This window comes from Nonomuraea sp. NPDC004186, assembly GCF_053603495.1.
Genome location: NZ_JBSGFQ010000009.1, coordinates 12,224 through 24,774, shown reverse-complemented (window position 1 = coordinate 24,774; position 12,551 = coordinate 12,224). Strand labels below are relative to the sequence as shown.

The window sequence follows — 12,551 nt, the reverse complement described above, 5'->3', positions numbered from 1 at the left end:
ACTGGCGAGCCATAGTGTCGAGCCTGCTCGCGAACAGCGAGAACAAAGCGAGGAGGGATGTCGCATGCTCACCATGGCCGCGCGGACACTGCGGGCCGTCGTCAGCGCGCATGTGGTGGCGATCGTCGGCCAGCCGGTGTTCGCCGGGGTGTATCTGACCGGCGACTTCGACAGCCTGCGCTGGCACGCGATCGGCGCCGACGTGGTCACCTCCATCGGCTACCTGCAGGTGATCGTGGCGATCGTCGTGTGGATCCGGCTGCGCCAGGTGTGGCCGTTCCTGGCCACGACGGCGGTGGTGGCGGCCGAGACGGTGCAGTACTTCGCCGGGTTGGACGGCGCGCTGTGGTTGCACATCCCGCTGGGTGTGATGACCGTCGTCGCGCTTGTCGTGCTGTTCATCGCCGTCTGGAGCCGGCCCTTGCCGCGGCGGGAGGCTCGCGATGCGTGAGGATGACGCCCGGGGCCTCACCCGGCGGCGGGTTCTGGGCATCGGCGGGGCGCTCGGGCTGATGGCGGCCACCGGGCTGTCGGCCTCGGCCGCGCTGGCCCGCAGGCCGTCGGTCACCGGCGCCGAGTTGCGCAGTGCCGTACCGCTGCCGCCGCCTTTCCAGGTGCCGCTGCCGATCCCCGCCGTACTGAAGCCGGTCAGCGCCTCCGGCGGCGCCGACCGTTACGAGATCACCCAGCGTGAAGCGAGCGCGGAGATCCTGCCCGGTGTCACCACGCCGATGTGGACGTACGGCGGGACCTTCCCGGGGCCGACGATCGAGTCGCGCCGCGGCCGGCCGGTCACCGTGACGCACCGCAACGAACTGCCCGTCCCGACGGTCGTGCACCTGCACGGCGGGCGGACCCCGGCGGCTTCCGACGGGTATCCGACCGACCTCGTCCTGCCCGAGGGCCGGCAGGAGCACACCATGCACATGGAGCACGGCATGCGCGACCCGAGGGCCGTGGTGACCGAGCTGACCAGGGACTACACCTTCCCGCTGGACCAGCGGCCCACGCTGCTGTGGTACCACGACCACCGGATGGACTTCACCGCCCCCGCGATCTGGCGGGGGCTGGCCGGGCTGCACATCGTCCGCGACGACGCCGAGGACGCCCTCGGCCTGCCCGCCGGACCGCGCGAGCTGCCCCTCATGATCGCCGACCGGGCGTTCGCCGCCGACGGCAGCCTCGCCTACCCCGCCCTCGACCCCACCCTGCGCGTACGGCCCGGCGTCCGCGAGCCGTACCTCGCCGGCGTCCTCGGCGACGTGATCCTGGTCAACGGCGCACCCTGGCCCGTGCACGAGGTCGACGCGGCCCGCTACCGGCTGCGCATCCTCAACGCCTCCAACGCCCGCCACTACGAACTCGAAGCGGTCACCGACGACGGGCGCCGCCTCGACCTCGTCCAGATCGGGGCCGACCAGGGGCTGCTCGCCGTCCCGGTCACCCACCGGCTGCTGCCGATCGCGCCCGCCGAACGCTACGACGTGGTCGTCGACTTCTCCGGCGTCCCGGCCGGCGGCCTCGTCAGGGTGATCAACCGGCTCGGCGCAGGCCGTACCGGCGACGTGATGGCCTTCCGCGTCGCCCGCGGAGCCACCGACGACAGCCGCATCCCCGGCAGGCTGTCCACCGATCTGCCGGATTGGCGGCGTTCGGACGCCGTCAGGGTGCGCGACTTCTCCTTCCGTGCCGGGCAGATGCACGCGGGCCACGGCTGGCTCATCGGCGGCCTGCCGTTCGACCCCGCCCGCGCCGATGTCACGGCCCGGCTCGGCGACGTCGAGGTCTGGCGGCTCGTCGCCGACGTCCACCATCCCGTCCACCTGCACCTGGTCGGCTTCCGCGTGCTCTCGCGCAGCGGCAGGGCGCCGCTGGCCCACGACGCGGGGCTCAAGGACACCGTCTCGCTACGGCCCGGCGAAGCCGTGGAGATCATCACCCGGTTCGACGGCTACCGCGGCCGTTACCTCTTCCACTGCCACAACGCCGAACACGAGGACATGGGCATGATGGCCAACCTCGAGATCATTTAAGACTACTTCACATTAGCTCGTGAACAGAGCTAATGTTCTGAGTATGGGCAGCACGGAACTCTCCGACGCTCTCGCGGGCGTCCTGACCGGTATCCAGCGGCTCCTCCGGCGCAAGCTGCGCCGAGGGCTGACCGGGCCGCGGTTGCGCGGTGCCCAGGTCGAGCTGCTGCGGCTGGTCTCCACCAATCCCGGCATCGGCGTCTCGGCAGCGGCCAAGGAGCTGTACCTGGCAGGAAACTCGGTGTCCACGCTGGTCAATCAGCTCACGACCGCCGGGTTGCTGCGCCGGGAGACCGGCACCGACGACCGCCGTTCCGCCCGGTTGCTGCCCACCCCCGAGGCCGAGGCGCGGCTGCGCGCCTGGGAGGAGCGGCGCGCGGCGCTCGTCCGCGAGCAGGTGGAGCGGCTCAGCGAGGAGGACCGGGCCGCGCTGACCGCCGCGCTCCCGGCGCTGCGCAGGCTCGCCGAGGGCCTGCACGAGGAGGTGGGGACGGCATGAGGGACGGTACGCCGACCACGGGTGACGCGGTCACCTGCACCGGCCTGCGCTATTCGTTCGGCCGGACCAGGGCCGTCGATGGTGTCGATCTGACGGTTGCCGCCGGAGAGGTGTTCGGTCTGCTCGGCCCCAACGGGGCGGGCAAGACCACCGCCATTCGGTGCGTGACCACGCTGCTGCCCGTTCCGTCCGGGATGGTGCGGGTTTTCGGGCACGACGCGGCCACCGAGAAGATGGCGGTGCGCCGCCTGCTCGGGTACGTGCCCCAGCAGCTGTCGGCGGACGCGAGCCTCACGGGCCGCGAGAACGTCTCCCTGTTCGCCCGCGTCTTCGACGTCCCCCGGCGCGAGCGCGCGGGCCGTGTCGGCCAGGCGCTGGAGGCGGTCGGGCTCGCCGACGCCGCCGACCGGATGGCCGGCACCTACTCCGGTGGCATGGTACGCCGCCTCGAACTCGCCCAGGCCCTGGTCAGCGCGCCCCGCCTGCTCATGCTGGACGAGCCGACGATCGGGCTGGACCCCATCGCCCGCACCAGCGTCTGGGAGCACATCATGGCGGTGCGCGCCGCCACCGGGATGACCGTCCTGGTCACCACGCACTACATGGACGAGGCCGAACAGTACTGCGACCGGGTCGCGCTCATGCACAAGGGACGCGTACGGGCCCTCGGCACCCCGGAACGGCTCATCGCCGACCTGCGCGAGCGGCGCGGTGACGGCGCGGTGCCGACGCTGGAGGACGTGTTCCGCGACGTCGCCGGAAGCGGCCTCGACGAAGGAGGAGGGGAGTTCCGCGATGTCCGCCGTACCCGCAACACCGCCTCCCGTGTCGGCTGACAGCGCCGGCGCGGGCGGCCTCGACCTGTTGCTCGTTCCGCCGCGCGCCCGTACGGGGTGGCGCGTGCTGCCCGCCAGGGTCGCCGCGATGTGCGTGGTGGAGCTGCAGAAGCTGCGCCACGATCGCACCGAGCTGTACACCCGCGCGATCCAGCCCGCCCTGTGGCTGCTGATCTTCGGTGAGACGTTCACCCGCATCAAGCTGATCCCCAGCGACGGCATCCCGTACCTCGACTATCTGGCCCCCGGGATCATCGCCCAGTCCACGATGTTCATCGCCATCTTCTACGGCATCCAGATCATCTGGGAGCGCGACTCGGGGGTCCTGACCAAGCTCCTGGTCACGCCGACCCCGCGAGCCGCGCTGGTCACCGGCAAGGCGTTCGCCGCCGGCGTGAAGGCGATGATCCAGGCGGTGGTCGTCATGCTCATCGCCGCGCTCCTGGGCGTGAGCATGACCTGGAACCCCGTGCGCCTGGCCGGCGTGATCGTGGCCGTGCTGCTCGGCTCGGCGTTCTTCTCCTGCCTGTCGGTGACGATCGCCGGAATCGTCCTGACTCGCGACCGGCTGATGGGCATCGGGCAGGCGATCACGATGCCGCTGTTCTTCGCGTCCAACGCGCTCTACCCGACCACGGCCATGCCGGACTGGCTGCAGTACGTCAGCGCGGTCAACCCGCTCAGCTATCAGGTCGACGCGCTGCGCGGACTGCTGCTCGGCGTGCCCGCGCACCTGCCGCTGGACTTCGCGGTGCTGTTCGCGGCCACGGCGATCGGCATCACGGCGGCGTCCGTACTGCTGGGGCGGCTGGCACGGTGATCCGCGGGCCGCCTCACTTGCGGAAGTGGGCGCGGGCCGAGGGCAGCAGAAGCAGGGACAGGCCTTGGCGGACGAGTTCGGCCTCGATCGCGGTCTTGACCTCGGCGCCGTGGACGAGGCCCGCCACGGGGGCGCCGTACACCCCCCGGCGGCCATGACAGCGGCCGGAAGGTCACACGTCGGGCACGGCACGGTCACCGTGTGGCCCGGGCTCGAACGCCCGCGCCGATCCTTCCGTCGGAAAGGTCATGACACGTCACCGTGTACGTCTCGCCGTCCTGCCGTTGTCCGCCATCCTCCTGACCGCCTGCGGCGCAGCGGATACGACCGCCGCCGGTGCCCCCGAACCGAGGTCCGGAGACCAGGGGCAATCGGGGTTACGCGCGGGCAGCGTCGACGACAACGCCGCCTTCACCGCCTACCTCGACTACCGGAAGAAGTTCGCCGAGGGCGACCAGGAGGTGCGCGACGCCGATGTCCGCGGGCGCCGGATCGTGACCGTGACGGACAGGGGCGGCCGGCCGCTGTCCGGCGCCACCGTACAGGCTGGAGATCAGAAGGCGCGCACCTACGCCGACGGACGCGCGCTGATCTTCGGTGACGGCCGGATCACCGTCTCGTACGGCGGAGCCACCGCCGCGGCCACCGGCCAGGCGCCCAAGGTCAAGCTGCCCGTCACCGGGCCGGAAGGCCGGGCCAAGCTGCAGGTGCTGTTCCTCATCGACACCACCGGCTCGATGGGCGACGAGATCGGCCGCCTGACCGCCAGCGTCGACTCGGTCGCCGCACGCATCGCCAAGCTGACGGCGGGGCCCGAGCTGGAGCTCGGCATGACGCTTTATCGCGACAAGGACGACGAATACGTCACCAGAACCACCGACTTCACCGCCGACGTGGGAACGTTCCGCGAGCAGCTCACCGCGGTGCGGGCCGAAGGCGGCGGTGACACCCCCGAGGACCTGAACGCGGCGCTCGCCGAGGCGCTGGCCAAGCCGGCCTGGCGCGAGGACGCCGTCAAGCTGGTCTTCCTCATCGCCGACGCCCCGCCGCACCTCGACTACGACGGGCCGGACTACCTGACCGAGGCCCGCCGGGCCGCCGAACGTGGCATCAAGATCGAGCCGATCGCCTCGTCGGGCCTCGACGCCCAGGGCGAGTACATCTACCGCCAGCTCGCCCAGCTCACCATGGGGCGCTTCACCTTCCTCACGTACGGGGCCGACGGCGTCTCGCCGGGCGACAAGACCGAGCATCACGTCTCGGAGTACGCCGTGCTGGCCCTGGACGATCTGGTGGTCAAGCTGGTCGCCGACGAGCTGAAGCCCCTGTCGCGATGAGGCGACGCGCGTTCTCCACCATCAGGGTGCCGTAACCGGCGATGAAGAGGGCGGCTCGACGGCCGGGTCACGACACCACATCCGGGTGCGCGTCGAGCACGTCCGCCTGCCGGCGGGCTTCGAGGCCCATCACCTTGTTGCCGCCGATCCCGGTGTTCAGCCAGGTCACGGGGCGGTCCGGATGCCGGGGGCCCCATTCGCCCGCGATGCGCAGCGGGTAGCCGAACCCGAGGCCGTCCTCGCTCTCCAGCCGTTGGCAGTCGATGATCGAATCGCCGGTGAACACCACGGTGCTTGCCCCCGGTCGGAGGGTGATCGTCATGTGCGCTCCTTTGATGATGGTGCGGGCGCTGCGGCAGAGGGTGTCAGGCGTCCTGGGGGACGGCGTCGTCGAGGGGAGTGGCGGCTTGGCCGCCGGCGGCGTACCGGGTGCGGGCGATTCCCCAGCCGACGAGGGCCGCCGCGACGGTGGTGAGGGTGAGGCCCGCGATGGTGACGGCCTGGTGGAACTCGCCGGTCTGCTGCGGGCTCCAGCGGGAGGTGGCGATGTCGCCGGTGAACAGGGCGGCGAGGATGGTGCCGGTGATGGCGATGCCGGTGCCGGAGGTGACCTCGGTGGCGGTGTCGACGAGCGCGGTGCCGATCGTGGTCCGGTTGTCGGGGAGGCCGCGGACCACGTTGAGCCCGGCGACGACGCCGACCACGCGCATCCCGGCCGCCACGAGGACGAGCGCGATCGCGACCCACAGGTAGCCGACCCGGCCGAGCAGGCCGTAGACGGCGAGGCCGGACACGACCGCCGCGGCGCTGATCCAGGCGGCCCGGTCCAGGCCGACGCGCTGCACGAACGGGTTGACGAACGCGCTGCCCGCAATGAGGACGACGACCTGCGGCAGCATCCCGATGGCTGCCTGTGCGGGCGTCCAGCCCCAGTCGAGCTGCAACTGCAGCGTCACCAGGTAACCGAGTCCGGCGGTCGCCAGCCCGGTGGCGGCCTTGTAGGCCAGGCCGCTGGAAACCAGGGGAAGGGCGAGGAGCTTCAGGTCGAGCAGCGGATGGCGGGCCAGGCGCTCGCGCAGGACGAAGCAGATCGCCGTTGCGGCGGCCGCGGCGGTGGCCGCCCAGGGCGCCCGTGAGCCGGTGCCCTCGTCCACGAACAGCGTCGGCGTGAGGAGTGCGAGCGCGATCGTCGCCGTGCCCAGCAGCATCCCGGGGACGTCGAGCGGGTCGCGGTGGAGGCCGGCCGGGTCGTCGGCGGCGATGCCGGCGCGCACGCCGAGGAACGCCAGCGCGGCGATCGGCACGTTCACCAGCAGCAGGGCCTGCCAGGGCGCGATCGCCAGCACCAGGCCGCCCGCCGTCGGGCCGATCGCGAGCCCGACCAGGCCGACGGTCGAGATGAGGGTCACTGCGCGCACGCGCAGGCCGTCCTCGTCGAACAGCCGGAACGCCAGCGCCATCGATCCCGGGGTCGTCATCGCCGCGGCGACCCCCATCGTCGCCCGGACGGCGATCAGCTGCTCGGCGGTGGTGACCACGGCGGTCGCCAGGCTCGCCACGCCGAGCAGGACCAGCCCGATCAGCATGATCCGCCGCCGGCCGAACCGATCGGCGATCGCGCCGAACGCCAGCATCATCCCGCCGAACACGACCGCATAGGCGCCCGTCACCCACTGCAACGCGATCGTCGAGGCGTGCAGCTCGCGTCCGATCACGGGCAGCGCGACGTTCAGGATCGAGTTGTCCAGCATCTCGAAGAGGAACACCGCCGACAGCCCCGCCAACGCGACCCACGCCTCCCGCAGCGACCGGGGAGTACGAGCAGCCATCTCATTCATGGAGGACTCCCTTCACGTCGTGATCCCGACGGGGACCCTGATCAGGGCGATCCGGCCGCTCGCGCGGGCCGTGGTCGCGGTGGAGCGCGGCCCGGTGGGGGGTTGCTCCGGCGACAATGACAGTGGTCTGTTCGAAGGACACGCCACTAGATTATGCGACTAAGTTAAGTGACACAAGAAAGTGAGGTCGGGATGCCCAGGACCGGAGCGCGAGGCGGACCGCAGACGCGCGCGAAGATCTCGGAGGTCGCGACCCGGCTGTTCCTCGAACGCGGATTCGACACGGTCACGGTCACCGAGGTCGCGCGGGAGGCCGGGGTCTCGGCCGTGACGGTCTTCAAGCACTTCCCGCGCAAGGAGGACCTCCTGCTGGACCGCGAGGTGGACGCCGTCGGGCTCCTGCGCTCAGCGGTACACGACCGCGCCCCGGACGCCGGGGCGCTCCAGTCCCTGCGCGATACGGCGTTCCGCCTCCTCGAGGAGCGCCACGCCCTGTCCGGCCTCAAGGAGGGGTCCGCCCCCTTCTTCCGGACCGTCGCGGCCTCGCCCACGCTGGTCGCCCGCGCCAGGGAGATCGCCTCCGACCTCCAACAGACTCTCGCCGGCGAGCTCGAACATGACCCGCTCTTCGACGGCGACGCCCCTTTGCTCGCCGCCTTCTTCATCGCCGGCTACACCGTCGTGCTGGTGGAGACCGCCCGGCGCCTGATCGCCGGAGACCCGGCCGACACCGTCGCAGACGACCACCGCGCCCGCCTGGAGCGCCTGTTCGACGCCCTCAGCAACGGAGTCGTGCCCCGGCCGTGAGGATCACCGCCGCACTGCCCGCATCCGCCAGGAACTCGTAGGGAGGTTCGGCGAGGAGATCGCCTACGAGATCCGGCTGACCGGTGCGGACCAGACACCGACCGGCAGTCCGACCTGGGAGCCACTCCCGGCTTCGGCAGGCAAGGCGTAACGGCGCTTGCTATCCAAGCGGCCATGGCCGAGGAACTACGATCAGCGCCACGACGACCCCCGCTCGGGTCGCGAGACCAGCCCTGAACTCAGGTCCGCTCTCGATGGGAGGCCGGGAGTCTCAGAAGCCCCGCGGGCGTCCTCGACCGCCGTGGCACGCACCGGCGTCACCGTGCCGAGAAACACCGAGCGACCGTGCTCGGCGAGCCATCTCGGGAACGCGACCAAGTCCGCCGCTACCCGCGGTGAGAAATCGCCGACTGCGTTCGTCCGTCACTCACGTTGCTCGCCACCAGCACTCTGCGCCAGAGCGTATCGGCGGCGCGGTGCCTCCGACGGCCAGTAGGCGGCGGGTAAGCGGGAAGTCCCTCCGGATGCCATGATCATGGGCCATGACATCGACACATCACCACCGGCTACGCATCGTCCGACGGATTCGAGTGTTTCGCGGACTGGCTATCAGTCTGGGCCGAGAGGACTTCGAAAAGGCCGTCGACCGTCCCGATCGCATTCTCGAGCTGTCGCATAATTACCGACACGAGCGGACGAGCATGTCAAGGGACGGCCCAGGCGTGCGTACGAACGGGCGACAGGCCTGGAGAGGAATGGGATTTCGACGACAAAGCCGAGTTCACGCGTCGGCTCCCGCGGCTCGCCCACCGCTACGGCGTCAATGACAACCCGAACAAAAAAGTCTCCGCATGGTGGCCGCGATTCAGGAATCGAGGCGGAGAAAGAACCCGCATTTGGTCGTTCTCCCGAGGGGCGGACGGCACGATGCAGGGCCAGATCGAGCCGTTCCTGAGCAAAGCCGATCGTTTCTTCCTGCGCTACGGGACGCTGCCGCCAGACGTCTGCCCCATGCATAGATGAGTGTGTCCGCCAGGGAGGGTTCTCTTCATGACTGAAGCGCCTGCTACCGGTTTGTTGCGCCAGGTCGGGATCCGGCGCGGCACGGGGAGCCGGATGTGACTGCTACACCGTTCTCCCAGCACCGGGGCCGGAATTGCTCCTGCACGCGAGTGCAGGAGCGTGGACCCTCGGATCACCAGCCTGCCGCGGTGCAGAATTCGTCCCCTACGCCCGGAGCCGTTGGCCAAGGGTCGTAGCAGGCTTTCCATGGCCCTCCCTGGCGACCGACTGTGGCGGTGTCGTAATTGCCGTTCCGGGGGATGTTCACCACTGCGGTCTTGGTGCCGGCGGCGCTTCTGAGGAATAGCTGGTCGCCTTCGAAGGCGCCCACCGCCTGCCCGTGATAGCCGTTCCTTGTTCCACCGCTGCCGTCGCAGTACCAGAGCCGTAACGACCCGCCGTGTGTGTCGGCGACCACGCGGCAGGGAGCCAGGGCGGCGGCTCCGGCCGTCGCCGGGGTCGCGAACAGCGCGGCTCCTCCGATGATCACAGAGGTGGCCGCGAGGACGAGTTTGCCGATCCGCATCCGCACTCTCCTGTTTCGCGGGTTTCGGTTGGGACGGTGGGGGATGAGCCAGGCGTTCGTAACCGCGATATGCCGGGTGGCGATGCTCGCCTCGCATTCTTTCGCCGGCTTCGGCTGAAAGAGAGTCTGGCTGATGGCGATCAATGGGCGACAGGTCATGGACCGGACATTCACCGGACATTTTCTCGCACCCGGAATTATCCGGTTCCCATTTTCGCGGCCACGCCTATGCTCGGCTTCATGACGGACACGGAGAAAGAGGCGGTCTTAAGCCTGCAGCGGCAGTTCGACGAGGCCGAGCTGGCCGCGGACGCCGACCGCTTGCGCGAGTTGCTGGCCGACGACTTCCAGTCGATCGGTCCCAAGGGGTACGTGCTCGACAAGGAGCAGTGGATCGGCCGGCACGCCCAGTTCGAGTACCACGCCCTGGACACCAGCCGGATCGACATCCGGATGTATGGCGATGCCGCGATCGTCCGCAACGTGCAGAGCAACAAGGCGACCTCGCACGGCCGGCCGGTGGCGCTGCGGGTGCGGGTGTCCCAGGTGTGGGTGAAGCAGGAGGGCTCGTGGCGGTTGGCGGGCATCCAGTTCAGCCCGATGGCCGACGACGCGTAGCGATGACCGGATCCCGGCGGTGGGTCGCCCTCTCCGTCGTCTCCGTGGCTCAGCTGATGGTGGCCCTGGACGCGACGATCATGAATATCGCGTTGCCCTCGGCGCAGCAGGCCCTGCATCCGTCCGACGCCGACCGGCAGTGGGTGGTGACCGCGTACACGCTGGCCTTCGCGGGCCTGTTGCTGCTGGGCGGGCGGATCGCCGACTACCTCGGACGCAAGCGGGCCTTCCTGGCCGGGCTGGCCGGGTTCATGGCCGCCTCGGTCATCGGGGGTGCGGCGGTGAACTTTCCCATGCTGGTCGCGGGCCGGGCGTTGCAGGGCGCCTTCGCCGCGGTCCTGACCCCGACCGCGCTTTCACTGCTGGCCGTGACGTTCACCGAGCCGAAGGAGCGGGCCAGGGCCTTCGCGGTCTACGGCGCGATCGCCAGCGGCGGGGGAGCGGTCGGCCTGCTGGCGGGCGGTCTGCTGACGGAGTTCGCGTCGTGGCGCTGGTGCCTGTACGTGAACATGATCATCGGACTGGCGGCCGGCCTGGCCGGGCTGCGGGTGCTGGCCGATGGCGAGTTCCAGGGCAGGCAGCGCTTCGACGTGCCCGGCGTGCTGCTGGTGACGAGCGGGCTCGTCGCCGTGGTGTACGCGTGCACGCAGGCGGTGGCGGCCGGATGGGGCGCGGCTCAGGTGATCGTCCCGCTCGGGGCGGCCGTGCTGTTGCTGGCGTCGTTCGTCCTGTGGGAGTCGCGGGCCGCTCAGCCGCTGCTGCCCCTGCGCCTGTTGTGGGAGCGCAACCGGGGTGGCGCCTGCGTGGCCTCGGGGCTGGCGATCGTCGGGCTGTTCGGCATGTCGCTGCTGCTCACGTACCACTTTCAGGCGGTATTGGGCTACTCGCCGTTCCAGGCGGGGCTGGCCTTTCTGCCCATGACGCTGGCCGTGGCGGCCAGCGCGTTCGGCATCGCCAGTCCGTTGCTGCCGCGGGTGCCCGCGCGGCTGCTCATCGTGCCCGGGCTGCTCGTCACGGCCACCGGCCTGCTGCTGCTCACCGGGCTCACTCCCGAGAGCGACTACCTCACCGTGATCGTGCCGGCCGAGGTGCTGCTGGGCGGGGGGATCGGCTGTGTCATCACCCCCGGGTTCAGCGTCGTGACCCAAGGCGTCGACCGCCGGGAGGCCGGCGTGGCCTCGGCCATGGTCAACACCGCACAGCAGGTGGGCGGCTCGCTCGGCGCCGCGCTGCTCAACACGGTCGCCACCGCGGCCACCGCCGCCTCTCTGCGCGCGGGCGTGCCGCAGGCGCGGGCGCTGGTCCACGGGTACACGACCGCGACGGCGTGGGGGGCGGGGGTCCTGCTCCTGGCCGCCGCGCTGGCGGCCCTGCTGATCAACACGCCCGTCCCGGAGGCTCACGCCAGGCAGCGGTAGAGCGTCGCGGCGCGGTGAGTGACAAGCTGGAACAGCCCCTGGCAGGTGGTGGTGTCTAGCGAAGGGTCGCGATGCCGGCCAGGAAGATGTCGACGCCGGACAGGAACTGCTCGCGGTCGTCGTGCTCGCGCAGCTGCCTAGCCGCTCTCACCACGAACGGGTACTTGCCGGGGTCCAGCTGCGACCATTGTGCGGCCACGGTGGCCAGGAGGGCTGAGCGGTCCGCCTCACTGCTGGCAAGGACCCGGGCGTTCGCGGCATTCTGCCCGGCGACACCGAGCACGTAGTTCACGAGCGCGCCCGCAGCATCGAAAAGTGCATGTTCGGGAACGCCGAGCGCATCGAGCAGCCTGCCGATGCGCTCGTAGATCTCCAGCAGCGCGGGACGCCACGGCTCCCGGGAGAGTTGAGCGCCGACCCAGGGGTGCGCGTCGATCGCGTCAAACAGGCCCAATGCGACAGTACGCAGAGCTTCCCGCGGCTCCGTATCGATGACCACGCCGGTCATCACGCCGGCCATGACGTCGCCGGTGGCCGCCGCGAGCAGGTCGCTCTTGTTCGCGACATGGTGGTAGATCGCCCCGTAGCCGGTGCTCAGGCGAGTGGTGAGCGCACGGAAGGTCAGCGCGGTCTCGCCGTCGGCGTCGAGGATCTCGGTCGCGGCCTTGACGATCAGCTCCTTGGACAGCCCGTCCGTGCGCCGCGGGGTCCGCTGAGCCTTGTTCGCCATGGTCGCATTATCGCATGTTTGGATCGT

At 70.4% G+C, this 12,551-nt stretch carries 13 protein-coding genes; 9 read left to right on the top strand and 4 right to left on the bottom strand.

Translation table 11 applies throughout. The annotated features are described in order from the left end of the window. Positions 1-64 precede the first annotated feature (64 nt). The 6 genes from ACWEPL_RS09695 to ACWEPL_RS09670 all read left to right on the top strand — a co-directional run bounded on the left by ACWEPL_RS09695 (position 65) and on the right by ACWEPL_RS09670 (position 5,525). Positions 65-451: a hypothetical protein gene (locus tag ACWEPL_RS09695; RefSeq protein WP_452435756.1), complete on the top strand. Its 387-nt coding sequence runs from the start codon at positions 65-67 to the stop codon at positions 449-451. Next, on the top strand, positions 444-2,033 hold the full coding sequence (locus ACWEPL_RS09690) for a multicopper oxidase family protein (RefSeq protein WP_452435755.1): 1,590 nt from the start codon (positions 444-446) through the stop codon (positions 2,031-2,033). The genes ACWEPL_RS09695 and ACWEPL_RS09690 overlap by 8 nt, the downstream gene beginning before the upstream one ends. Positions 2,034-2,076: 43 nt before the next feature. After that, the gene (locus ACWEPL_RS09685; protein WP_350730451.1) at positions 2,077-2,532 is read left to right on the top strand and encodes a MarR family winged helix-turn-helix transcriptional regulator; all 456 of its coding nucleotides are present in this window, start codon (positions 2,077-2,079) and stop codon (positions 2,530-2,532) included. After that, the gene (locus ACWEPL_RS09680; protein WP_363973952.1) at positions 2,529-3,368 is read left to right on the top strand and encodes an ABC transporter ATP-binding protein; all 840 of its coding nucleotides are present in this window, start codon (positions 2,529-2,531) and stop codon (positions 3,366-3,368) included. The genes ACWEPL_RS09685 and ACWEPL_RS09680 overlap by 4 nt, the downstream gene beginning before the upstream one ends. Then, complete coding sequence (locus tag ACWEPL_RS09675) at positions 3,358-4,188, top strand: ABC transporter permease (protein ID WP_350730448.1); 831 nt, start codon at positions 3,358-3,360, stop codon at positions 4,186-4,188. Before ACWEPL_RS09680 ends, ACWEPL_RS09675 begins: the two co-directional genes overlap by 11 nt. Before the next feature lie 248 nt (positions 4,189-4,436). Beyond that, a complete protein-coding gene (locus ACWEPL_RS09670; RefSeq protein ID WP_452435754.1) occupies positions 4,437-5,525 on the top strand; it encodes a VWA domain-containing protein in 1,089 nt (362 codons plus the stop codon). 67 nt (positions 5,526-5,592) lie between these two features. Here the strand turns inward: ACWEPL_RS09670 and ACWEPL_RS09665 are convergent, their stop codons facing one another. Together ACWEPL_RS09665 and ACWEPL_RS09660 are read right to left on the bottom strand one after the other, a co-directional pair. Continuing rightward, positions 5,593-5,847, bottom strand: a complete 255-nt coding sequence (locus ACWEPL_RS09665; RefSeq protein WP_363973959.1) for an SGNH/GDSL hydrolase family protein — start codon at positions 5,845-5,847, stop codon at positions 5,593-5,595. Positions 5,848-5,890: 43 nt separating this feature from the next. Beyond that, complete coding sequence (locus ACWEPL_RS09660) at positions 5,891-7,363, bottom strand: MFS transporter (protein WP_452435753.1); 1,473 nt, start codon at positions 7,361-7,363, stop codon at positions 5,891-5,893. A gap of 192 nt (positions 7,364-7,555) precedes the next feature. On the opposite strand from ACWEPL_RS09660, the gene ACWEPL_RS09655 reads away from it, so the two are divergent. Then, positions 7,556-8,170, top strand: a complete 615-nt coding sequence (locus tag ACWEPL_RS09655) for a TetR/AcrR family transcriptional regulator (RefSeq protein WP_452435752.1) — start codon at positions 7,556-7,558, stop codon at positions 8,168-8,170. A gap of 1,195 nt (positions 8,171-9,365) precedes the next feature. Here the strand turns inward: ACWEPL_RS09655 and ACWEPL_RS09650 are convergent. Next, complete coding sequence (locus ACWEPL_RS09650) at positions 9,366-9,758, bottom strand: hypothetical protein (protein WP_452435751.1); 393 nt, start codon at positions 9,756-9,758, stop codon at positions 9,366-9,368. Positions 9,759-9,998: 240 nt separating this feature from the next. Here ACWEPL_RS09650 and ACWEPL_RS09645 point away from each other — a divergent pair, with 240 nt between their 5' ends. After that, positions 9,999-10,376, top strand: a complete 378-nt coding sequence (locus ACWEPL_RS09645) for a nuclear transport factor 2 family protein (RefSeq protein ID WP_363973970.1) — start codon at positions 9,999-10,001, stop codon at positions 10,374-10,376. 44 nt (positions 10,377-10,420) lie between these two features. Next, the gene (locus ACWEPL_RS09640; RefSeq protein ID WP_452435750.1) at positions 10,421-11,794 is read left to right on the top strand and encodes an MFS transporter; all 1,374 of its coding nucleotides are present in this window, start codon (positions 10,421-10,423) and stop codon (positions 11,792-11,794) included. 55 nt (positions 11,795-11,849) lie between these two features. On the opposite strand, the gene ACWEPL_RS09635 is transcribed toward ACWEPL_RS09640, so the two are convergent. Continuing rightward, positions 11,850-12,524, bottom strand: coding sequence for a TetR/AcrR family transcriptional regulator (locus ACWEPL_RS09635; RefSeq protein ID WP_452435749.1), 675 nt, complete (start codon positions 12,522-12,524; stop codon positions 11,850-11,852). Positions 12,525-12,551: the final 27 nt, after the last annotated feature.

Excerpts from the sequence above, each read along its gene's own strand:
- ACWEPL_RS09695 (WP_452435756.1), top strand. The coding sequence starts at position 65 with ATGCTCACCATGGCCGCGCGGACACTGCGGGCCGTCGTCAGCGCGCAT.
- ACWEPL_RS09690 (WP_452435755.1), top strand. The coding sequence starts at position 444 with ATGCGTGAGGATGACGCCCGGGGCCTCACCCGGCGGCGGGTTCTGGGC.
- ACWEPL_RS09685 (WP_350730451.1), top strand. The coding sequence starts at position 2,077 with ATGGGCAGCACGGAACTCTCCGACGCTCTCGCGGGCGTCCTGACCGGT.
- ACWEPL_RS09680 (WP_363973952.1), top strand. The coding sequence starts at position 2,529 with ATGAGGGACGGTACGCCGACCACGGGTGACGCGGTCACCTGCACCGGC.
- ACWEPL_RS09670 (WP_452435754.1), top strand. The coding sequence starts at position 4,437 with ATGACACGTCACCGTGTACGTCTCGCCGTCCTGCCGTTGTCCGCCATC.
- ACWEPL_RS09665 (WP_363973959.1), bottom strand. The coding sequence starts at position 5,847 with ATGACGATCACCCTCCGACCGGGGGCAAGCACCGTGGTGTTCACCGGC.
- ACWEPL_RS09660 (WP_452435753.1), bottom strand. The coding sequence starts at position 7,363 with ATGAATGAGATGGCTGCTCGTACTCCCCGGTCGCTGCGGGAGGCGTGG.
- ACWEPL_RS09655 (WP_452435752.1), top strand. The coding sequence starts at position 7,556 with ATGCCCAGGACCGGAGCGCGAGGCGGACCGCAGACGCGCGCGAAGATC.
- ACWEPL_RS09650 (WP_452435751.1), bottom strand. The coding sequence starts at position 9,758 with ATGCGGATCGGCAAACTCGTCCTCGCGGCCACCTCTGTGATCATCGGA.
- ACWEPL_RS09645 (WP_363973970.1), top strand. The coding sequence starts at position 9,999 with ATGACGGACACGGAGAAAGAGGCGGTCTTAAGCCTGCAGCGGCAGTTC.
- ACWEPL_RS09635 (WP_452435749.1), bottom strand. The coding sequence starts at position 12,524 with ATGGCGAACAAGGCTCAGCGGACCCCGCGGCGCACGGACGGGCTGTCC.